Origin of the sequence: Acidovorax sp., from assembly GCF_016783915.1 — a bacterium.
In the GTDB taxonomy this organism is placed as follows: Bacteria; Pseudomonadota; Gammaproteobacteria; order Burkholderiales; family Burkholderiaceae_C; genus Acidovorax.
The window spans coordinates 40,884-62,993 of the sequence record NZ_JADHVT010000005.1 but is presented as its reverse complement, the minus strand read 5'-3'; the positions used below and the strand labels follow the sequence as shown (position 1 = coordinate 62,993).

Annotated in this window: 18 protein-coding genes, 2 pseudogenes and 1 riboswitch; of the genes and pseudogenes, 13 read left to right on the top strand and 7 right to left on the bottom strand. The window is 65.5% G+C overall.

From position 1 onward, the window contains the following. Positions 1-21 precede the first annotated feature (21 nt). Complete coding sequence (locus tag ISS20_RS02385) at positions 22-942, bottom strand: UPF0280 family protein (protein WP_291433313.1); 921 nt, start codon at positions 940-942, stop codon at positions 22-24. A gap of 12 nt (positions 943-954) precedes the next feature. Next, positions 955-2,586: a 6-hydroxynicotinate reductase gene (locus tag ISS20_RS02380; RefSeq protein ID WP_291433312.1), complete on the bottom strand. Its 1,632-nt coding sequence runs from the start codon at positions 2,584-2,586 to the stop codon at positions 955-957. Positions 2,587-2,761: 175 nt separating this feature from the next. Between ISS20_RS02380 and ISS20_RS02375 the strand changes: the two are divergent. From ISS20_RS02375 to ISS20_RS02350, 5 genes and pseudogenes are all read left to right on the top strand, one after another. Then, a pseudogene (locus ISS20_RS02375) lies at positions 2,762-2,869 on the top strand (ferredoxin); the annotation flags it as partial. 252 nt (positions 2,870-3,121) lie between these two features. Continuing rightward, a pseudogene (locus ISS20_RS02370) lies at positions 3,122-3,362 on the top strand (ferredoxin family protein); the annotation flags it as partial. A 66-nt stretch (positions 3,363-3,428) separates the two neighbouring features. Continuing rightward, positions 3,429-4,205 (top strand): ferredoxin--NADP reductase, encoded by a 777-nt coding sequence (locus ISS20_RS02360; protein WP_056057159.1) that lies wholly within the window; start codon positions 3,429-3,431, stop codon positions 4,203-4,205. A 50-nt stretch (positions 4,206-4,255) separates the two neighbouring features. After that, positions 4,256-4,972, top strand: a complete 717-nt coding sequence (locus ISS20_RS02355; protein WP_291433310.1) for a TetR/AcrR family transcriptional regulator — start codon at positions 4,256-4,258, stop codon at positions 4,970-4,972. 91 nt (positions 4,973-5,063) lie between these two features. Beyond that, positions 5,064-6,251 carry an amidohydrolase family protein gene (locus ISS20_RS02350; RefSeq protein WP_291433309.1) on the top strand — a complete coding sequence of 396 codons (1,188 nt, stop codon included), beginning with the start codon at positions 5,064-5,066 and terminating at the stop codon, positions 6,249-6,251. A gap of 82 nt (positions 6,252-6,333) precedes the next feature. Here the strand turns inward: ISS20_RS02350 and ISS20_RS02345 are convergent, their stop codons facing one another. Both ISS20_RS02345 and ISS20_RS02340 read right to left on the bottom strand, forming a co-directional pair. Then, entirely contained in the window at positions 6,334-7,131 is a 798-nt protein-coding gene (locus tag ISS20_RS02345) for a glycine zipper 2TM domain-containing protein (RefSeq protein ID WP_291433308.1), read from the bottom strand. 318 nt (positions 7,132-7,449) lie between these two features. Continuing rightward, positions 7,450-8,424 (bottom strand): YihY/virulence factor BrkB family protein, encoded by a 975-nt coding sequence (locus ISS20_RS02340; RefSeq protein ID WP_291433307.1) that lies wholly within the window; start codon positions 8,422-8,424, stop codon positions 7,450-7,452. A 328-nt stretch (positions 8,425-8,752) separates the two neighbouring features. Here ISS20_RS02340 and ISS20_RS02335 point away from each other — a divergent pair, with 328 nt between their 5' ends. The 4 genes from ISS20_RS02335 to ISS20_RS02320 all read left to right on the top strand — a co-directional run bounded on the left by ISS20_RS02335 (position 8,753) and on the right by ISS20_RS02320 (position 13,464). Then, entirely contained in the window at positions 8,753-9,526 is a 774-nt protein-coding gene (locus ISS20_RS02335) for an SDR family oxidoreductase (protein ID WP_291433306.1), read from the top strand. 179 nt (positions 9,527-9,705) lie between these two features. Continuing rightward, entirely contained in the window at positions 9,706-11,406 is a 1,701-nt protein-coding gene (locus ISS20_RS02330) for a long-chain fatty acid--CoA ligase (protein ID WP_291433305.1), read from the top strand. Between the two features lie 107 nt (positions 11,407-11,513). Then, a complete protein-coding gene (locus tag ISS20_RS02325; RefSeq protein WP_291433304.1) occupies positions 11,514-12,665 on the top strand; it encodes a serine hydrolase domain-containing protein in 1,152 nt (383 codons plus the stop codon). Positions 12,666-12,909: 244 nt separating this feature from the next. Next, entirely contained in the window at positions 12,910-13,464 is a 555-nt protein-coding gene (locus ISS20_RS02320) for a shikimate kinase (RefSeq protein WP_291433302.1), read from the top strand. A 27-nt stretch (positions 13,465-13,491) separates the two neighbouring features. Here ISS20_RS02320 and ISS20_RS02315 read toward each other — a convergent pair whose 3' ends face one another. The 3 genes from ISS20_RS02315 to ISS20_RS02305 form a co-directional block, all read right to left on the bottom strand. Then, positions 13,492-14,676, bottom strand: coding sequence for a GGDEF domain-containing protein (locus tag ISS20_RS02315; RefSeq protein ID WP_291433300.1), 1,185 nt, complete (start codon positions 14,674-14,676; stop codon positions 13,492-13,494). A gap of 134 nt (positions 14,677-14,810) precedes the next feature. Next, complete coding sequence (metH, locus tag ISS20_RS02310) at positions 14,811-17,627, bottom strand: methionine synthase (protein ID WP_291433363.1); 2,817 nt, start codon at positions 17,625-17,627, stop codon at positions 14,811-14,813. Further along, positions 17,585-17,699, bottom strand: a riboswitch (S-adenosyl-L-homocysteine riboswitch). It overlaps the preceding gene by 43 nt. A 32-nt stretch (positions 17,700-17,731) precedes the next feature. After that, positions 17,732-18,163, bottom strand: a complete 432-nt coding sequence (locus ISS20_RS02305; RefSeq protein WP_291433361.1) for a PACE efflux transporter — start codon at positions 18,161-18,163, stop codon at positions 17,732-17,734. 105 nt (positions 18,164-18,268) lie between these two features. Between ISS20_RS02305 and ISS20_RS02300 the strand changes: the two genes are divergently transcribed. The 4 genes from ISS20_RS02300 (at position 18,269) to ISS20_RS02285 (ending at position 21,915) form a co-directional block, all read left to right on the top strand. Next, complete coding sequence (locus ISS20_RS02300; protein ID WP_291433298.1) at positions 18,269-19,210, top strand: LysR family transcriptional regulator; 942 nt, start codon at positions 18,269-18,271, stop codon at positions 19,208-19,210. Between the two features lie 172 nt (positions 19,211-19,382). Further along, positions 19,383-19,508: an AraC family transcriptional regulator gene (locus tag ISS20_RS02295; RefSeq protein ID WP_366827483.1), complete on the top strand. Its 126-nt coding sequence runs from the start codon at positions 19,383-19,385 to the stop codon at positions 19,506-19,508. Between the two features lie 52 nt (positions 19,509-19,560). Beyond that, positions 19,561-20,460: a PPK2 family polyphosphate kinase gene (locus tag ISS20_RS02290; RefSeq protein ID WP_291433296.1), complete on the top strand. Its 900-nt coding sequence runs from the start codon at positions 19,561-19,563 to the stop codon at positions 20,458-20,460. 147 nt (positions 20,461-20,607) lie between these two features. Continuing rightward, positions 20,608-21,915, top strand: a complete 1,308-nt coding sequence (locus ISS20_RS02285; protein WP_291433294.1) for a Glu/Leu/Phe/Val dehydrogenase — start codon at positions 20,608-20,610, stop codon at positions 21,913-21,915. Positions 21,916-22,110: the final 195 nt, after the last annotated feature.

Sequence of the window (22,110 nt, the reverse complement as noted above, 5' to 3'; positions counted from 1 at the left end):
TCTGTAAACCTGTGCAATTCGTTAAGCAAATACCGAACCAACTTCCGATTCCATCACTGCGTGTGGGAGCCAAACGGCACCCGCCAGGGCTTGTGGTGCTGCGGTCGCCACAAACTGCCCCTGGCACGCCAGCAGTGCAAACCACAGCAGGCCGCCGGACTGCAATTCTTGCGCTTTTTGCAACCCCTGATGCAAGGCCCTGCGAACCTGCTCCTCGGGCAAGGCAGGAACGTCCACAGTGACGGGAATGGCACCCAGGTCACTGTCGTCCCGCACTTGCCACGCCGGCATGCGACCAATGCGCGCGTCCTGCACATTGACCGCATTGGCCACAATGGTCGCCGCCGCATCGGCCTGCGCCGCCGTGCGCGCCAGCACCGTGACACTGTCCGCAATACCCAGCGACTGGCTGCGCCCGCGCCACCCACTGGTGGCCACACCACGCACCGGCATGGCGCTGTCGATGCGGATCTGCCCATCCAGCACCAGGCCGTTGCGCAACTGTGCGGCGTTCAGTGCAGCGATGTCAGCGTACACCCCCACCGTGACCGACTGGCCATGCGCCAGGTGCAACGCAATGTCGCCCCCGTTGTTGACCCAGGCGCGGTCAATGCCAGGCTGGTCATAGCACGCCAGAATCTCCTGCGCCACCGAGCCTGCCACTGCCGCCATTGATGTAATGAAGCCCGTGCGGTAAGGACTGCAAGCAGCCCACATGCGACGCGCCACCACGCCCTGCACACCACAGCGTTCGCCCACCGGCGCCCGCAAACCCGGGAGTTCACTCACCAGTTCCTGCAACAGCCGGTCAAAGCGTTGCCATGCGCATTCATGCGCCTGCACTACGGCATTGCGCTCCCCTTCGGCCTGGAGGATGAGGTCCATCGGCCCATGCTGGAAATGCCAGCGGCCATCGGACAAGAGCTTGCGGCAGGCGTTCACAGAGCGACCCACTCAGCCCAGCAGAGGTGGGCGGCCCAACGGCCACGGATTGGCGGCAGGCAAGGTCTGCCAGACGCGCGCCTGCGGTGCACCATCGTTGTGCCACGCACCACGCTCCAGCACCTCACGCAGGCTGCGGATCTGTTCGGTGTGTCCACCCAGTGCCTCGTAGTCCGCTCGGCGCATGCTGAACTCGATGGGTGCCACGATGGCGGGCGTAGGCACGGTGCCAAAACTGTTGTCCGGCATGCGCAGCACGTCTACCATCACGGTGATACCGCCGCCCGGCCACACATAGGCCGGTGCGCCGCCGCAAGTCACATTGACCAGCGCATTCTTGATGGAGCGGGTGAGCAGCACCGGGTTCTCGGTAACCCCTGCGCGCAGACTGCCGCCGGCTCCACCAAGGAACAGCACGGAGGCCAGCGAGGGCTCGCAGTTTTCGCCAATGCGGTCCACGATACGGCGCACCTCGGCAGGCATCTCGGCTTCCACCGGATTCAGTTGTTCGTCCAGCACGTACCAGGATGCGTGCTCCCCCGTGGTGGAGGTCATCAAGAGGCGCAGCCCCGGCCAGGCAACGGATTCGTCCCAGCCTTCGATGATGGACAGCGGATCGGCAATGTCGGTGCCGCCCCAGCCTGTGCCCGGATTGGCCACCTGAAAGTAACGGCCTGGCGTGGATTTGCGTCCACGCATCCGAATGCCCGAAGGCTTCATGTCCAGGCAACGGCCCGCCTGATGCTCGGTAAGCACGCCCGTGATGTGGTCGTCCACCACCACCACCTCGTCGGCATGGCCGAAGAACTGGCGCGCAAAGATACCAATGGCCGCAGAACCGCAGCCAACACGCATGCGCTGTTCGGCCACACCGTTGACGATGGGCGCCCGCCCCGCCTGGATCACCAGTTGCGAGCCACCGTCGATGGTGAACTCCACGGCCTGCTTGTTGCCCAGCGCCTGCATCATCTCGGCGGTGATGCGGCCCTCCTTCTTGGTACCACCCGTGAGGTGGTGCACGCCACCGAGTGACAGCATCTGCGAGCCGTATTCCGCCGTGGTCACATGGCCCACCACCTCGCCCTTGCAGCGCACATTGGCCTGCTCGGATCCGAGGAAACGGTCGGTATCGATCTTCACCTTGAAGCTGCAGTAGCTGAAGATGCCTTCGGTGACCACCGTGACCATGTCCACGCCATCGGTTTGGGAGCCTACGATGAACGGCGCAGGCTTGTAGTCGGGGTAGGTGGTGGACGAGCCCACACCCGTGACAAAAACCTCTTCACTCAACAGCAAGTCGCCAGACCAGGGCTGCGGCGCGACCGCAGACTCTGCGTCGGCACCCTCTTGCCCATCGCTAGTCCCTGCGCGGCTCACAAACGGCACCAGCGTGGCCTCGCCTGCCTCCAGGGTTTTGCGCAGCAGCACCACCGGATCCAGCCGCACGAGCACGCCGGCATGGTTGGCGTAACGGTCACACGCGCCTGCCCGGCCTTCGGAAATCTGGCACAGCACCGGGCACGCGTTGCACTCTACCTTGGCGGCGTTCATGCGCTCGTTACGGGGCCGGGCGCGCTCGAGCACCTGCGGCAGATCTGGCGCGTCCATGCCCGGCAGCCCATCGGTCTTGGTGTGTTCAGTCATCGTGGCAACCCATTCATTGCATTGTTGCAGGTGCTTGTACGCGCATTGCATTTTGTGTAGCATTCACTTAACTTAAATGTTGTGAACACTACATTTGATGTCAATGTAGCGGAATCAACCAGACTCTGCAATGGTGTTTTCGAACCCCCAAAAATGGTGCACAAGGAGCCCCAAAATGACGCACGTTGTGACGGACGCATGCATTCGGTGCAAGTACACCGACTGCGTCGATGTGTGCCCTGTTGATTGCTTCAAGGAGGGGCCTGGGAACCTGCTCAAGGTCTTTTCGGGGATCGCGTTGGAATGCAATCGGGATGAGTGGATGCTTCGGATGCGCCGCATGGGCTCATGCCCATGCAAGCGGCCGGGGCGTCCAATCACCCGATTTCATTCCAACCCTTCGGGCAAGTGCCTTTTCGGGCGGTCTGCAGCGTTGCGTCGCTTGCCAATAGCACGGGCTATTGGCTGCACACCGCGCCTTGCATTCCACCCCGAGAAGGGACTTGCGCGACCCCGAAAAGACCTTGAGCAGGTTCCATCCCTGGTCATTGACCCGGACGAATGCATCGACTGCGCGGTGTGTATTCCGGAGTGCCCGGCCAACGCCATCTATGCAGAAGACGACCTGCCCGAAGGGATGGAAGTCTTTCTGCAGTTCAACAAAAAGCTGGCGCCCCCGCTCCCCAACAATCACCAAAAGAAAAGCGGCTTTGCCAGATGCGGAACAATGGAGGGTTGTGAGCCACAAGCTTTCAGGCCTGAACATTGCGCTGTAGAGCGCATGTGGCCCTGCTCTTCAGCCAAATTCCTTATTTGCTTCCAACTTTTCCATCTAACGCACCATGAGCGCCTTTCTTGACGAACGCGTACTGACGGTCCACCACTGGACGGACCGCCTTTTCTCCTTCACCACCACGCGCGACACCGCGCTGCGCTTCTCCAACGGTCATTTCACGATGATTGGCCTGCGCGGCGAAAACGGCAAACCGCTGCTGCGCGCCTACAGCATCGTGAGCCCCAACTACGAAGAGCATCTGGAGTTCCTCTCCATCAAGGTGCCCGACGGCCCGCTGACCTCGCGCCTGCAGCACATCAAGGTGGGCGACACCATCGTGGTCGGCAAGAAGCCCACAGGCACCCTGCTGATCGACTACCTGCTGCCCGCCAAGCGCCTGTACATGCTCTCCACCGGCACGGGCGTGGCCCCGTTCCTGAGCCTGATCCGCGACCCAGAGACCTACGAGAAGTTCGAGGAAGTCATCCTGGTGCACGGCGTGCGCGAGGTGAAGGAGCTGGCCTACCACGACTACATCACGCAGGAGCTGCCGCAGCACGAGTTCCTGGGCGAGATGGTCACCAAGCAGCTCAAGTACTACCCCACCGTGACGCGCGAGCCCTTCAAGCACCAGGGCCGTGTGACCACCGTGATCGAAAACGGCCAGATGGCGCGCGACCTGGGCCTGCCCGCGCTCAACCCCGCCGAAGACCGCGTGATGATCTGCGGCAGCCCCGAAATGCTGCGCGACCTCAAGCACATGATGGAAGAGCGTGGCTTCAAGGAAGGCAACACCACGAAGCCCGGCGACTTCGTGATCGAACGCGCGTTCGCAGAGCAGTGATCCCCGGCTGGCCCGCTCTGCAGGGCCAGCGTCATCCACCAGGACCCGCCATGTCTGCCACTCCCACCAAGACCCGGACCGCGTCCACCCGTTCCACATCGGCCCGCAAGACGGGCGTGCGCGAGCAGGCCGCACAGACCACGCGCGACAACATCCTGAAGGCGGCGACCAAGGTGTTTGCCCGCTACGGCTACGAAGGCGGCAGCGTGGAGAAGATCTCCAAGGCGGCCAAGTCCTTCGACCGGATGATCTATTACTACTTCGGCAGCAAGGAAGGCCTGTTCATCGAGGTGCTGGAGGAAACCTACCGGCGCATGAACGATGCGGAATCCAAGCTCGACCTGGACACCACCCAACCGGTGGAGGCGTTGCAGGCCGTGATCCGCTTTGTGGTGGGCTACTACCGCAAGAACCCCGAGTTCATCACGCTGCTCAACACCGAGAACCTGCACAAGGGCAAACACATCTCCAAGTCGATGCGCGCCCGTGAATACTCGTCGCCCGCCATTGAGGTGATCCGCCGCGTACTCGAAAGCGGCCAGGCGCAGGGCCTGTTCCGCAAGGACGTTTCAGCGCGCGATGTGTACCTGCTGATTGCCGCCACGGGCTACTTCTACATGTCCAACCGGCACACGCTGTCGGCCTTTCTGGGCGAAGACCTGGAGACGCCCGATGCGCTGGCGCACTGGGAGTCCTTCGTCATCGACAGCGTGCTGCGCACCGTGGCGCCCGGCCCCAGCCTGCCCAAGGGCAAGGCGACCGTCTGATGGCCCTTCGCCACACACGAGCCCCACAGACATAACGATTTTTCTTAGCGAGGTCCGATGGGACCTGTGTCACACCCCACGAGGAGAATCCATGGCAGAAGCAGCAGCAGGCGGCAAGTCGGGCAAGGTCGTCATCCAGAACATCGGTCTTTTGTTGTCGGGCGACCTGGACCGCCCCATCCTCGACGCCGACACCATCGTGGTGAACGACGGCCTCATCGTGGCCGTGGGCCGCTACAAGGAGTGCGACACGGACCACGCCAACACCGTGATCGACGCACGCCAGACCTGCGTGGCGCCAGGCCTGATCGACAGCCACGTGCACCCTGTGTTCGGCGACTGGACGCCGCGCCAGAACCAGATCGGCTGGATCGACTCGACCATGAACGGCGGCGTGACCACCATGGTCTCGGCCGGTGAAGTGCACCTGCCCGGCCGCCCCAAGGACATCGTGGGCCTGAAGGCGCTGGCCATCACCGCGCAGCGCTCGTTCGACAACTTCCGCCCCGGTGGCGTGAAGGTGATTGCAGGTGCCCCGGTCATCGAGAAAGGCATGACCGAGCAGGACTTCAAGGACCTGGCCGACGCCGGCGTGACGCTGCTGGGCGAAGTGGGCCTGGGCTCCGTCAAGGCGGGCTACGAGGCCCAGCAAATGGTGGCGTGGGCGCGCAAGCACGGCATCCAAAGCACCATCCACACGGGCGGCCCGTCCATCCCGGGATCGGGCCTGATCGACAAGGACGTGGTGCTGGAGGCCGATGCCGACGTGATCGGCCACATCAACGGCGGCCACACCTCGCTGCCCTGGAAGCATGTGTGCGAGCTGTGCGAGAAGTCGTCCCGCGCCATCGAACTGGTGCACAACGGCAACGAGAAGATTGCCATCCAGGCCGCGCGGGCGGCCATCGAACTCAAGTGCCCACACCGCGTGATCCTGGGCACCGACGGCCCGGCCGGCTCGGGCGTGCAGCCACTGGGCATGCTGCGCATGATTGCGCTGATATCGAGCTTTGCCGACATTCCTGCCGAGCTGGTGTTCTGCTTTGCCACGGGCAACACGGCGCGCATCCGCAACCTGAACTGCGGCCTGATCGAGGTCGGCCGCGCGGCCGACTTCGTCTTCATGGACCGTGCCCAGCACACCGCCGGCACCACGCTGTTGGAGAGCGTGCAGCTCGGCGACATCCCTGGCATCGGCATGGTGATGATCGACGGCCTGGTGCGCTGTGGGCGTAGCCGCAACACGCCGCCTGCGACCGAGATCCCGGTGGTGCTGTAACCCACCCGCCAGTCAGCCATCGGCTGGACAAAACAAAAGCCCGCGTTATCGGGCTTTTGTTTGGGGGAAGCGACCGACTGGTTCAGTAGGTGTCCGACACCCGCACCGCACCCGGCTGGGGCTGTGGCTGCGCATAGGGGTCTGCAGCGCGGGCCGAGCCGCCCTGGTCCACGCGGAAGCCCTTGCCTTGCAATACCACGGGCGTGCCCACAGCAGTGGGTTCGGTGCGCTGGAAGTGGCGCAGCGAGCCATCTTCCATGCGCACCGCCACCTGGTACACCGTGTGGGTGCGGGTGCGCTCTTCGACCTTGTGGCCCACATAACCACCGCCCACGGCACCTAGCACGGTGGCAGCGGTGCGGCCGCTGCCCTTGCCGATCTGGTTGCCCACCACGGCGCCCAGCACACCACCGGCCACGGCCCCCACGCCTGTGGCGGGGGCGGCTTGTTGAACGGCCTGCACCGACTCGACGCGACCACAGCTGCGGCACACGGGCGCTGCAGAACGCACGGGCTGGGCAGCGCCCCCGGGGGCCATGCCACCCGCCATGTCGCCGGACCGGCCTGCGCTGCCGCCGGTCTGTGGACGGTAGTTTGCTCCGCTATTCATAGCACTCTGGGCAAGCTTAACCGGCGCTTGGGCCCGTTTTTCTTCAATGATCTCGGATTCGGGCGTGCGGGGGGCCGCCGCCAGGGTGGCGGGGGCTGCAGCATCGGCTGCCGAGGGCGTGCGGTTTTGCATCACCAGGGTGGCACCCAAGGCCAACACGCTCACGCCCAGCGCGCCAATGGCCGCCCACATCCATTTCAGGGCCGGGCCCGCAGGGGCTGCAGCAGGTACAGAAGCAGGCGGGTTGGGAGAAGAAACCGTCAGGTTCATGGTCATTTCCTTGTTCAGGTCAGAGGAGTCCGCAGGGGGTAGGCGTGTAGAAAAAGCGCTGTGCGCCCGCTACGGAATGGGGCCGTAGTGTTCCAACGGCCTGGATGGTGCAAAGGTACACAGCGGCAGGCGCTGAGGTGTGGCCGGTTTGTAAGTGGCCGTAAGCAGCGGTAAACCTCTTTGGCTGGCGCTTGCCGCCTCAGGCCAAGGGTGCGGGCGCTGCCCGCGCAGCCCGGCAGCGCAATGAGCGCGACCATGACGGCCTGCAGGACCAGGGCGCCGCGCCGGCGCCCGCTTGCTGCATGCTGTTGCCAACATTTACAGCTCCTGCACCCGTGCGCGGGCCAATGCCCTCCACCGTGCCCAGGCCGGTGGGCGGCGGGGGCCGGAGTGCAGGGCATCCTCCAGCGCCTGGGCGCAGCTGGCAGAAAAGAGCAGGATGGCCGATGAAAAATAGATCCACATGAGCAACACCACCAGCGAGCCCGCCGCCCCATAGGCCGACACCACGGCTGCCGTGGACAGGTACCAGGCCAGCAGCTGCTTGCCCACCGTGAACAGCGTGGCCCCCACCACGGCGCCCATCACCAGGTAACGCAGCGACGGTTTGGGGCCCGCGCCGATGCGCATGAGCCCCACAAACAGGGCCACCGCAAACCCGAAGGCAATGGCTTCGTTGACGACCTGCAGCAGCGGTGCCAGGGGCGCCAGGGTGGGCAGGTGGGCCATGGTCAGCCGCTCTCCAGCCCAGCCCGCCAGCAGGTGGATCAGTGTGGACAACGCCAGCGACACCATGAGCAAAAAGCCCAGCGCCAGCACATAGGCCAGCCCCCGCAGCCGCAGCGACGCCATGCGCCACCACGCGGCCCGCTGGGGCGGTGTGTAGCCATCCCGGCGCCACAGCCGCTCCAGCGCGGACTGCAGCTCCACAAACACCCCGGTGGCGCCCGAGACCAGCACCACAAACCCGATGGCCGATGCCAGCCGCCCCTCGGACGGCGCCTGGGCGCTGGCCATGGCCTGGCGCACCACATCGGCCACCTGCTGGCCCATCACCGACTGCACCTGGGCGACCAGGCTGCTCTCCAGGTAGCTGCGGTCCACCCACCAGCCCAGCACGCCCACCAACAGCAGCAGCAGGGGCGCCAGGCTGAGCATGCCGTAGAACGACATGGCCGCGCTCATGCGCAGCCCATCGGCGTCCAGCCACATCTGCGCGGCGCGCCAGAACGGCTGCACCAGGCGCCAGAGCGGCAACAGGGGCTGGGCGATGCGGGCAAGCGAAGTCGCCATCAGGGACGGAGGGGGCGCGGTCATCCCCGCGAGCGTAAGGCCTGGCGGCAGCCCCATCCATCCGCCGCAGCCGCGAGGCGGGGTAGGCGCTGTCCCACACGCAGCGTGCCGGGCGCAGCGCACAGAGTTTCAAAGGTGACAGCACCGGTTTTACACGGTGCCTGGGCAGGGCTAGCATGGGGCGCAGTCGGTTGACTCGACCGCCATTGACACAGCGGCCACCGCCGCCCCAGCCGCACCTCCTCACCCACTCTGCGAGCCACAAGCCGTCGGGCCGGTCTTGGCATTCATTCACCTTCACCCCTCTCTGCACGAAAGCGTTTTTTCCATGAGCGTCAAGCAACTCTTCGATCTCACCGGCCAGGTCGCCCTGGTCACTGGCGGCTCGCGCGGCCTGGGCCTGCAGATGGCCGAAGCCCTGGGCGAGATGGGCGCCAAACTCGCCATCACCGCACGCAAGGCCGACGAACTGGCCGAAGCCAAAAAGCATCTGGAAGGCCTCGGCTACGAGGTGCTGACCGTGGTGAACGACCTGCAAAAGACCGAGGACATCCCCGGCCTGGTGGACCAGGTGGTCGAGCGCTTTGGCACCATCGACATCCTGGTCAACAACGCGGGTGCCACCTGGGGCGCCAAGGCCGAGGACTACCCCGACGCCGCCTGGCACAAGGTGATGGACCTGAACGTGAGCGCGCCGTTCTTCCTGTCGCGCGAAGTGGGCAAGCGCTGCATGATCCCGCGCGGCAAGGGCTCGATCATCGTCACGGCTTCGGTGGCCGCGCTCAAGGGCACGCCCCCCGGCATGAACACGATTGCCTACAACACCTCCAAGGCCGCCGCCCTGCACTTTGCGCGCACGCTGGCGTCCGAATGGGGGCACTACGGCATTCGCGTCAATGCCATCTGCCCCGGCTTCTTCCCGAGCAAGATGGCCAGCGGCCTGATCGAAAAACTGGGCCCTGCGATGATCGAGCGCACGCCCCTGCGCCGCATTGGCGGCGAAGAGGACCTCAAGGGCGCGGTGGTGTTTTTGGCGTCCAACGCCTCGCGGCACATCACGGGTGAAAGCATCGTGGTGGATGGTGGGGCGAGTTTGATTTGAGCCCCCCCCTGAGCCGCTGCGCGGCTTCCCCCCGCTCTCGCAGCGCTTCGCTTGCGGGCAGGGGGACGACGCCCTCGCTGCGGGGCGGCCCTTGCTCGGCGTCCCTGGCCTGGGGCGCGCCCTATCTTGCACAGCTTGCGCCTTAGACGCATAAACGCATAAAACTGGCAACACCCCCCATGTCCGACCGCCACCTCGCCCATTGGCCGCCCGGCCTGTCGCGCCACCTCACGCTGCCACAGACCCATCTGTTCCACAACGCCGAGGTGTCGGCCGCGCGTTACCCGGACAAGCCCTTTCTGGTGTTCTACGACACGCTGGTGACCTTTCGGCAGTTCCAGGAGCAGGTCAAGCAGATTGCGGGCTTTTTGCAGCAGGTGTGTGGCGTGAAGGCGGGCGACCGCGTGCTGCTGTACATGCAGAACAGCCCGCAGTGGATTCTGGCGTTCTACGGCATCCTGCGCGCCAATGCGGTGGTAGTGCCGGTGAACCCGATGAACCTCACTGACGAGCTGCGCCACTACGTGCACGACAGCGGTGCCACCGTGGCCTTTGTGCCGCAGGACCTGCATGCCCAGGCGCAACCACTGGTGGATGCGGCAGGAGGTGAATGTGGTGAGGGCAAGCTCCAGCACCTCATCGTGGCCGCCTACAGCGACTACCTGCAGGTGCCCACCGACCTGCCCGTGCCCGCCTTTGTCCGCGCCCCGCGCCAGGCCATCGATGCCCCGGGCGTCACGCTGTGGAGCGACATGCTGGCGCAGCAGCGCGCCCCCGGCCCCATCACCACCGGGCCCGACGACCTGTGCGTGATGCCCTACACCTCGGGCACTACCGGCCACCCCAAGGGCTGCATGCACACCCACCGCAGCGCCATGAGCACGCTGGTGGGCGGTGTGCAGTGGTTTTCGCGCACGCAAGACGCCACCTACCTCGCCGTGCTGCCGCTGTTCCACGTCACCGGCATGTCGGGCAGCATGAACGGGCCGCTGTTTGTGGGCGCCACCGTGGTCGTGCTGCCGCGCTGGGACCGCGACGCGGCCGCCCAGCTCATCCAGCGCTACCGGGTGACCATCTGGCAGGCCATCTCGACCATGGTGGTGGACTTTCTGGCCAACCCGTGCATCGCCGATTACGACATCAGCAGCCTGCAGGCCATCCGGGGCGGCGGCGCGGCCATGCCCAAGGCCGTGGCGCAGCAGCTGAAGGACCTGACCGGGCTGGACTACGTGGAAGGCTATGGCATGTCCGAAACCATGGCCGCCACGCACATCAACCCGCCGCACCGGCCCAAGCCACAGTGCCTGGGCATCCCGGTGTTCGACGTGGACTCCCGCGTGGTGGACCCTGCCACCTTTGCCGAACTGCCGCCGGGTGAGATTGGCGAGATCGTGGTGCACGGCCCGCAGGTCATGCTGGGCTACTGGAACAACCCGCAGGCCTCGGCCGACAGCTTTGTGATGCTGGACGGCAAGCGATTTCTGCGCACCGGCGACCTGGCACAGGTGGACGATGACGGCTACTTCTTCATGGTGGACCGCTTGAAGCGCATGATCAATGCGTCGGGCTTCAAGGTCTGGCCCGCCGAGGTGGAGGCCATGATGTACGCCCACCCCGCCATCCAGGAGGTGTGCGTGATCGCCGCGCACGACGAACGCCGGGGAGAGACGGTGAAGGCGCTGGTCGTGCTGCGCGACGCCTTCAAGGGCCAGGTGGGCGAGCAGGCCATCATCGACTGGAGCCACGAACACATGGCCGCCTACAAAAGCCCGCGCATCGTGCAGCTGGTGGACAGCCTGCCCAAATCCGGCACGGGCAAGGTGCAGTGGCGTGAGCTGCAGGAGCAGGAGCGCAGCCGCGCCGCTGCCGCGGCGTCCTGAGACAACCACAAAAGGTTTGCGATATACGCTCTGTTTTTGATAGCTACTAGCGCAATATCCACTAGCGCTATCGGCCAGATTCACCTCAAAACACACTTCCAGCCACCATGAACCCCACCGCCCTCGCGCGCCTGCGCTCCGTACTGCAAACCCATGTGGACCGGGGCCTGCTGCCCGGTGCCGTGGCCCTCGTCCACCACCAGGGCCACACCGTGCTGCACACGGCCGTGGGCCACCAGCGCCCACCCACCGCAGGATCTGCCACGCCCACCATGGCGCCCGACACGGTGTTTCGCATCTACTCCATGACCAAGCCCATCGCCTCGCTGGTGGCGATGATGCTCATGGAAGAAGGCCGCCTGCTGCTTTCGCATCCCGTGGCGCACTACCTGCCCGCGTTTGCGGGCCAGCACGTATACGACGAGGCCACCGGCACCACCGTCCCCGTGCAGCGCGAGGCCACGGTGCACGACCTGCTGCGCCACACCGCCGGCCTGAGCTACGCATGGGAGGCTGGCACCGTGCCCGACGCCTATCGCGCCGCGCGCGTCGGCTCGCGCCGCCACAGCAATGCTGATCTGGTCGCTGCACTGGGCCCACTGCCCCTGGTCCACCAGCCCGGCACCCGCTGGGAATACAGCCGCGCCACCGACGTGCTGGGCGCGGTGCTGGAGGTGATCGAGGGCGAGAGCCTGGGCGCCATCCTGCAGCGCCGCGTGTTCGGCCCTCTGGGCATGCACGACACCGGCTTCGCGGTGCCCGCAGCGCAGCAGCACCGCCTGGCCGAAGCCTTTGAGCGCGACCCGCAGACCGGGCTCGGCATGCCGCTGATCGACGTGACCGCCCCGCCCGTGTTCGAGTCGGCCGGTGGCGGCCTAGTCTCCACCGCCAGCGACTACGCGCGCTTTCTGCAGCTCATGCTGGGCCGGGGCACCGCCCCCGGGCCCGACGGCCCCGTGCGCCTGCTGGGCCGCGCCACCGTGGACTTCATGACCGCTGACCACCTGGGCAGCCTGCCTGTGGCTGGCGACATCCTGCCCACCGGCTACGGCTTTGGCCTGGGTGTGGCCGTGCGCACCGCTACCGGCCAGGCCACCCGCCCGGGATCAGCCGGGCACTACAGCTGGAGCGGCCTGGGCGGCACCTTCTTTTTTGTGGACCCTGCGGAAGACCTGTTCGCGATCCTGCTCACCCAGGCGCCCGGCCAGCTGCGGTATCTGTGCGAGCTGTACCCGGCGCTGGTGTATGCGGCATTGTGATTAGCCCCCCTGAGCGGCTTTGCCGCTTCCCCCCGCTCTCGCGCTGCGCGCGGGCGGGGGGACGACGCCCTCGCTGCGGGGCGGCCCTTGCTCGGCGTCCCTGGCGGGGGCGGCGCCAGTTGCAAAGGCTACGCTCTACGCCCGGCGCCAGAGGGGCAGGCTTACACTCAGCGTCCAGTCACGGCACGCAGCGGCCTCCCATACCTGCTGGCAAGCCCGTCCCCCAGACCTCTTTCTTGAACCTATGCAGATTCGCTGCGCACTGGTCGGCATGCCCGGCTCGGGCAAATCCACCGTTGGCCGGCAACTGGCCCACCGGGCGGGTGTGCCTTTTATCGACCTGGACCACCGGCTGGAACAGACCCTGGGCACCACCATCCGCAGCTTCTTCGAGGCCGAGGGCGAAGCGCGCTTTCGCGACATCGAATCCCAGGTGCTGGCCGACGTGGCCCGCCAGCCCGGCGGCATGGTCCTGTCCACCGGCGGCGGCGCCGTGCTGCGCCCCGAGAACCGCGAGGTGCTGCGCCAGTTCGGCAATGTGCTGTACCTGCGCGCGTCGCCCGAAGAAATCTTCAAGCGCGTCAAACACGACAAGACCCGCCCCCTGCTGCAAGGCGGCAACCCCATGGACAAGCTGCGCGACCTCTACGCCCAGCGCGACCACCTGTACCGCGAGACCGCCCACTACGTCATCGAGACCGGGCGGCCGTCGGTGCACACGCTGGTCAACATGGTGATGATGCAGTTGGAAATGGCGGAGAGTGCGGGGGTCTCCGACATGCCAAACACCCCCACCTGAAGATTCTTGCTGGGCTCGCGCAGCCCGTCAGGCGGGCAACCCCTGGGCCTGCAATGCCGGTGCGCACTCTACGCGATTGCGGCCCGACATCTTGCCCCGGTACAGCGCCGCATCGGCCTGTTGCAGCCTCTCGTCCAGCGCTTCTGCACTGGCAAAGCGCTCTGAAACGCCGAGGGTGGCCGTGCACCGGATGGCCTCGTGCGCATGGCCATCAGACACCTGGCTGCATTCAATCGCATCGCGCACCCGCTCTGCCAGTTGCATGGCTCCGGTGCCGTCCGTATCGAAGGCGATGACCACGAACTCCTCGCCGCCCAACCTGCAGACCAGATCGCCCTGGCGAGCCGTGTGTCGAAGGACCTCGGCCACACCGCCCAGGACGAGATCGCCCACCTTGTGACCATAGGTGTCGTTGATGCGCTTGAAGTGATCGACGTCCACGATCAGCAAATGCGCCGTCGCGGCTGGGCGCGAGCGGAAATGCGCCTCCAGCGCATCCATCAGGCCACGCCGGTTCAAAAGCCCGGTGAGCGGGTCGTGCGCAGCCATCACGTGCAGATCATCCGTCAGGCGGTGCAGGACGAGCCATACCACCGCCGGGGGGAGCACCGTCCCCAGGAACGACATGTAAATGTAAAACGCCGTCTGGAAGGGGGTGCCCATATCGAGGCTCTCCAGGCCCCCCGAAAGAACCATCACAAGCTTCGCAGCGTTCATGGCACCCAGGCCGCCGATCAGGATCGCAAACACTGCCATCTCTGCACGCAGATGCCGGGCGAAGGTGCGGGTGCCATAGAGCAAAACCACTGCCATGGCCACAAAGAGCACAGCGCACGCAGCGGCCAGCAGCGCATAACGGGCCTCTGACCCCAGCACCGCGTGCACCAGCCACTGCGCGGCGGTGTAGCCTCCGGCCAAGGCGAGCAGGGGACGTGCCACGGGGACAGGCCGATCAAAAAACCGGGCTGCACCCAGCCCATAGGCCACGGGGGCGCAAAGCGTCAGGGTATGGTTGATGACACTCATCACCCCCCAGTGGGCAGCGCCACCCAGAAGCTGCAACACGTAGGCGATCCCCAGCAAAAGGCTACCGAGGGCAAAGACATCGGTGCCCATCTTCTTGCCACGCAGCCGGGTGCTGATCAGCACGAACATCCCGCTGAAGCAAAGAAGGTGCACGCAGAGCATGCCCAGGACAACGGTAGCGACCATGGATACGTGCAGGCTAGAAGGAAGCGACGGCGGCTGCACCGCCCGCGTCACAGCGCAACCACACGCCTGCTAACCGCCCGACCGATCGACGCTGTCTCTGTACGCAACTGTCCATGGCCGTCGCACGCGCAGCGCTACAGGTTCGGCGCCAGCAGCCGCTCCAGCACCTTCTCATCCATGCCCCTCCGCTGTGCCATGTCATGCAGCTGGTCTTCACCGATCTTGCCGACGTTGAAGTAAGCGCTGTCAGGGTGGCCGATGTAGAAGCCGCTCACGCTGGCCGCAGGGGTCATGGCCAGGCTCTCGGTCAGCCCCATGCCAATGTCTTCGGCGTTCAGTACGCGGAACAGGTCGGTCTTGGCGCTGTGGTCCGGGCAGGCGGGGTAGCCGGGCGCGGGGCGGATGCCCTGGTACTTCTCGGCAATCATGTCGTCGTTGCACAACTGCTCGCCCGCTGCGTAGCCCCACAGGTCAGTGCGCACACGATGGTGCAGGGCTTCGGCAAAGGCTTCGGCCAGGCGGTCGGCCAGGCTTTTGAACAGGATCGCGGAGTAGTCGTCCAGCGCGTCGATGAAGGCCTTTTCCTTCTTCTCGATCCCAAGGCCTGCCGTCACGGCGAACATGCCGGCGTAGTCGGCAACGCCGCTGGACTTGGGCGCCACAAAGTCGGCCAGGCAGCGGCTGGGGCGGGTCACGCCGTCGATGGTGTGTTTCTCGGCCTGCTGGCGCAGGCCGTACCAGGTCATGGCCACTTCGGTGCGGGTGTCGTCGGTATAGAACTCGATGTCGTCGTCGTTCACGCTGTTGGCGGGCAGCAGGGCCATCACGCCGCTGGCCGTGAGCCACCGGCCTTCGATGATCTTCTTGAGCATGGCCTGCCCATCGGCAAACACACGCGTGGCTTCCACGCCCACGATCTCGTCGGTGAGGATGGCAGGGTACGGGCCGGCCAGGTCCCAGGTCTGGAAGAACGGGCCCCAATCGATGTACTTGGCCAGCTCGGCCAGGTCGAAGTTCTTGAACACGCGGCGGCCCAGCGCGCGCGGCACGGCGGGCTGGTAGGCCGACCAGTCCACGGGCGTCTTGTTGGCGCGGATCTTGGCCAGGGGCCACAGGGGCGTGGCCTTTTTGTTGGCGTGCTGGGTGCGCACCTTGTCGTAGTCGGCATTCAGCTCGTCCACATAGTTCTGCACGCCATCGCCCAGCAGGCTTTGCGCCACGCTCACGCTGCGCGAGGCGTCGGGCACATAGACCACGGGGCCTTCGTAGTGCGGAGCGATCTTGACGGCGGTGTGCACGCGGCTGGTGGTAGCGCCGCCAATGAGCAGCGGGATCTTCTTGATGCGAAAGTGCTCATCCTTCTGCATCTCGCCGGCCACGTACTGCATCTCTTCAAGGCTGGGGGTGATCAGGCCCGACAGGCCCACGATGTCTGCCCCCTCGACCTTGGCGCGCGCCAAAATCTCGTGGCAGGGCACCATCACGCCCATGTTCACCACTTCAAAGTTGTTGCATTGCAAGACGACGGTGACGATGTTCTTGCCGATGTCGTGCACGTCGCCCTTGACGGTGGCGATGACGATCTTGCCCTTGCTGCGCACGTCGCGGCCTGCCGCTTCGTCCTGGCGCTTTTCTTCCTCGATGTAGGGGATGAGGTGGGCCACGGCCTGCTTCATCACGCGGGCGCTTTTGACCACCTGGGGCAAAAACATCTTGCCCGCGCCGAACAGGTCGCCCACCACGTTCATGCCGTCCATGAGCGGGCCTTCGATGACGTGCAGCGGGCGGCCGCCCTTGGCCAGGATGGCGCGGTAGGCCTCTTCAGTGTCTTCGGTGATGAAGTCGGTGATGCCGTGCACCAGCGCGTGGCTCAGGCGCTCGCCCACGGTCTTGGGGTGCTCGGGCGTGCCGCGCCATTCGAGCTTCTTGCTTTCGTCCTTGGCACCGCTCTTGGCGGTTTCGGCGATCTCGACCAGGCGTTCGCCGGCGTCGGGGCGGCGGTTGAGCACCACGTCTTCGACGCGCTCGCGCAGCACGGGCTCCAGGTCGTCGTACACACCCACCATGCCCGCATTGACGATGCCCATGTCCATGCCCGCCTGGATGGCGTGATACAGAAACACGGTGTGGATGGCTTCGCGCACGGGGTCGTTGCCCCGGAAGCTGAACGACACGTTGGACACGCCGCCCGACACCTTGGCGCCCGGCAGGTTCTGCTTGATCCAGCGCACGGCCTCGATGAAATCGACGGCGTAGTTGTTGTGCTCTTCGATGCCCGTGGCCACGGCAAAGATGTTGGGGTCGAAGATGATGTCCTCGGGTGGAAAGCCCACTTCATCGACCAGCACGCGGTAAGCGCGTTCGCAGATCTCGATCTTGCGCGCGAAGGTGTCGGCCTGGCCTTGCTCGTCAAACGCCATCACCACGGCGGCAGCGCCGTAGCGCTTGACGAGGCGCGCCTCGTGCTTGAACTTCTCCACGCCCTCTTTCATGCTGATGGAGTTGACGATGCCCTTACCCTGGATGCAGCGCAGCCCGGCCTCGATCACCTCCCACTTGGAGCTGTCAACCATGATGGGCACGCGCGCGATGTCAGGCTCGGAGGCGATGAGCTGCAGAAAGCGCACCATGGCTGCCTTGCTGTCGAGCATGGCCTCGTCCATGTTGATGTCGATGACCTGGGCGCCGTTCTCCACTTGCTGGCGCGCCACGGCCAGGGCTTCTTCGTACTGGCCGTTCAAAATCATGCGCGCGAACGCCTTGGAGCCGGTGACGTTGGTGCGCTCGCCGATGTTGACGAACAGCGTGCCCTCGCCAATGGAGACGGGCTCCAGGCCGGACAGCTTCATGGGGGGCAGGGAACGGGCAGACGCGGACATAGGACTCACCTGTGCAGGGGCAGCAGAAAAACAGGTGAGCGTCGTTGCGGTGGTGGCTGGGGCCTTGCGCAGGCCCCGCGTGCCCAAGCCTGACGACCGCCCCCGAGAGGAAAGGGATGGGCCGCTGCAACGCTCCTTGGACAGCCTGTGATTTTAGCGGCTGACGTGCCAGCAGCTTAGGCAGCGGCAGGCTGCGCCGACGCAGGCAGGCCAAATACCCGGTCGAACCCCCAGTTGAAGACAAAGGTGTAAACGAGGAAAAACACGATGAGCGCCAGGTCCATCACGAAGGCCTGCCACAAGGTCACATCAAACCACCAGGCAAACAGCGGCACCAGGGTAAAGACCAGCCCCCCCTCAAACCCCACTGCATGGGCCATGCGGCGCCATACCGTGCGGCCCCGCACGGCCTGGCGGGCCTCCCAGCGCTCGAAAACCCAGTTGAACAGCAGGTTCCACGCCACGGCGATGACCGAGGCCGCAACCGACGCCACACCGGAGTGCGCCGCGCTCTGGCCGGTGAGCACCGCCAGCCCGAAGGTGGCCACCACGATGGCGATCAGCTCGTACAAGGTGACATACAGCACACGGCGGCGAACGCCCTGCAGGCCAGGCGCGGAAGAAGTCGAAGAAACATTCATGGAGCTACTTTATGTGCGTCATGCTGATATATAAAGTCAGCTTATTTCAGATTTACTGATAGATAGACCCCCATGGCCTTTTCGTCCGATAGCGTGCAGGTGTTTCTGGCGGCGCTGGACCACGGCTCGTTCTCGGCCGCCGCGCGGGCCTTGTCGCGTGTGCCGTCGGCGGTGAGCATGACCATTGCGCACCTGGAGGCCGAGCTGGATGTACAGCTGTTTGACCGCAGCGGGCGCGAGCCCCGGCCGACCGCAGCCGCCCGCGCGCTGGAGCCCCAGGCCCGGCTGCTGGCGGGGCAACTGCAGCAGCTCAATGCCCAGGCGCTGGCGCTCACGCAGGGGCTGGAGGAGCGGCTGACCCTGGCGATTGCCCCCGAGCTGCTGGCCTCGCGCTGGACGGAGGCGCTGGCGGCACTGGCGCAGGAGCACCCACTGCTGCAGATTGAGGTGCTGGCCGCCCCTCAGGTGGATGCGCTGGCGCTGCTGCACAGCGGCCGCGCACAGCTGGCGCTGGTGTTCGAGCGGCCCAGCATCGATGGGCGCGAAGGTTTTCAGGAAGTGGCCACCGAAACACTGGTGGCGGTGATGGCGCCGCAGCACCCGGTGCTGGTCGCTGCCCGCAGCGCCGTCCAGGCGCGCGGTGCACCGCCCGAGGACGCCATGCTGCGCGAGGAGCACCTGACCACGACGCGCCAGATTGTGGTGGCCAGCCGCGACCTGGCACAGACCGACCCGCGTTTTGTGTTTGCCCGCCACCACTGGCGCACCGACAACCACCTGGCCGCGTTGGGACTGATCGAGGCCGGCCTGGGCTGGGGCTGGCAGCCGCGCGCGCTGGTGCAGTCGCGCATCGAGGCAGGGAGGCTGGTGGAAATGCCGTTTGAGAACCTGAGCAACGGCACCGCGCTGTGGGTGGATGTGGTGTGGTCCAAGGAGCGACCTCTGGGCCTGGGCGCTGCCCGTTTTGTGGCGCTGATGCGCGACAACCGGGCACTGCAGGCTGACCTGGCGTGATATGGACCATTTCCGGGCGATAGCGCTAGTCGATCATGTCGTAAAAGCTATCAAATTCATAGCATCATCCTCGACCGCTGGCTTCCGATAGTCCCGGCACTTGCCATCTTGTGGTACCCACAGGCGGTGCACCCACCCACCGCGCGCTGCCAGGGCGCGCACCTGGGCACGGGTGGTGGGGCTCAAGCGCATTGCCGAGGACCTGGGCTTTGCCAGCGAGGCCGGACTGCACCGCGCGTTCCGCCTGGTCACGGGACAAACGCCGCGGGCCTACCGTGTGGCGCATGGGGTTCGCTGAGCCACGTTACGCTCAGCGAACCAAACACCGACACCAGCCCAAGGAGCCCTACATGCCCAACAACCTGCCCAGCGTTCAGACCTCCCCCGTTTTTCAGGCCAGCGACAAAGCCCTGGCCGAGCTCTGGGCCCAGTGGCAGCCGGGCCCGCCCCGCCTGCCTGGCCAGGGCGCAGGCAAAGCGCCCACGCTGGACCACTTCAGTCCTGGGGACAAGCCGCTTTCAGCGGGCAACAAGGCCGCTGACAAGGCAGCGGTCGAGGCCTTGGCCACTGAGCTGGATGCGCTGCAGAACCTGTTCTACGCGGACAAGCGCTACAAGCTGCTGGTGGTGCTGCAGGGCACTGACACCTCGGGCAAGGACGGCACCATCCGGGGCGTGTTTGGCCGCATGAGTGCACTGGGCGTGCACGCCGTGGGCTGGAAGGCACCCACCGAGACCGAACTGGCGCACGACTACCTGTGGCGCATTCACCAGCAGATGCCGCAAGCAGGCGACATCACGGTGTTCAACCGCAGCCACTATGAGGATGTGCTGGTGCCGGTGGTCAACGGCTGGATCACGCCCGAACAGCAGCTTCAGCGCCTCGCCCACATCAACGACTTCGAGCGCATGCTCAGCGAAACAGGCACCATCGTGCTGAAATTTCTGCTGCACATCAGCCCCGAGGAGCAACGCGAACGCCTGCAGGAGCGGCTCGACGACCCGGCCAAGCACTGGAAGTTCAGCATGGGAGACATCGAAGTGCGCAAGCAGTGGGCCGACTATCGCAAGGCCTACAACACCCTGTTGGCCGCCACGCACACGCCTTGGGCGCCATGGACCATCGTGCCGGCCGACTCCAAAACCCACCGCAACCTGATGGTGGCCACGCTGCTGCGCGAGGTGCTGCGCAATCTGGATCTGCGCTATCCCACGGGGGACGCTGAGCTCGAGCACTTCACAGTGGAATAGCACTGCGGCGATGCGGCAATGCAGCATTTCCGGGGTTTCGCCAAGTTATGCATTCAATGCATAACCCACAAACACACTGGCCTTGGACAGTGCCTCAGGCGAGGCATAAGCTTCGCAGCCTGAACTGATCCCACAAGGAAATTCACCATGTCGCAACCCGTCGGCGCCCCTGCCGCACAATCCCACCCCGTGCCCTCGTACCTGCAGGCCGACCACCTCGGCCCCTGGGGCAACTACCTGCAGCAGGTGGACCGCGTCACCCCGTACCTGGGCAGCCTGGCGCGTTGGGTGGAAACACTCAAGCGCCCCAAGCGCATCCTGATCGTGGACGTGCCGATTGAGCTGGACAACGGCACCATCGCCCACTACGAAGGCTACCGCGTGCAGCACAACCTGAGCCGTGGCCCCGGCAAGGGCGGCGTGCGCTTCCACCAGGACGTGACGCTGTCCGAAGTGATGGCCCTGTCGGCCTGGATGTCGGTGAAGAACGCGGCGGTGAACGTGCCCTACGGCGGTGCCAAAGGCGGCATCCGCGTGGACCCCAAGAAGCTGTCAATGGGTGAGCTGGAGCGCCTGACGCGCCGCTACACCAGCGAGATCGGCCTGCTGATCGGCCCGTCCAAAGACATTCCTGCGCCTGATGTGAACACCAACGGCCAGATCATGGCCTGGATGATGGACACATATTCGATGAACACCGGCGCCACCGCCACCGGCGTGGTCACCGGCAAGCCCGTGGACCTGGGCGGCTCGCTGGGCCGTGTCGAGGCCACCGGCCGCGGCGTGTACACCGTGGGAGTGGAAGCCGCCAAGCTGACCGGCCTGGCACTGGACGGTGCCCGCGTGGCCGTGCAGGGCTTTGGCAATGTGGGTGGCATTGCCGCCAAGCTGTTTGCCGAAGCGGGCGCCAAGGTGGTGGCGGTGCAAGACCACACCGGCACCATCTTCAACAGCAAGGGCGTGGATGTGCCCGCGCTGCTGGCCCATGTGAAGACCCGTGGCGGCGTGGGCGGCTTTGCCGGCGCCGATGTGATGAAGGCTGAAGAGTTCTGGGGCGTGGACTGCGAGATCCTGATCCCTGCCGCGCTGGAAGGCCAGATCACCAAGGACAACGCGGGCCAGATCAAGGCCAAGCTCGTGATCGAAGGCGCCAACGGCCCCACGACCACCGAGGCCGACGACATCCTGCACGACAAGGGCGTGCTGGTGCTGCCCGACGTGATCGCCAACGCCGGCGGCGTGACGGTGAGCTACTTTGAATGGGTGCAGGATTTTTCCAGCTTCTTCTGGAGCGAAGACGAGATCAACGCCCGCCTGGTGCGCATCATGCAGGAGGCCTTTGCGGGCATCTGGCAAGTGGCGCAAGAGCACAAGGTGAGCCTGCGCACCGCCACCTTCATCGTGGCCTGCCAGCGCATCCTGCACGCCCGCGAAATGCGCGGCCTGTATCCATAAGCCCTCGCCCGCCCCACCGGCCCGCCCCTTACCCGGGGCAGGCCGCCACACCACCGCCAGCCGCTGCGATCCAGCCCTGGCGGTTTTTATTTGCCCAGGCCTTGCGCAGCCACCGTGGCTGTTGCGCCGTGGCGACGCTGCAAGCGAGCGCAACGGCCGTTCAAGGCCCCAGAACGACCGCGCAGCCGCCGCAGA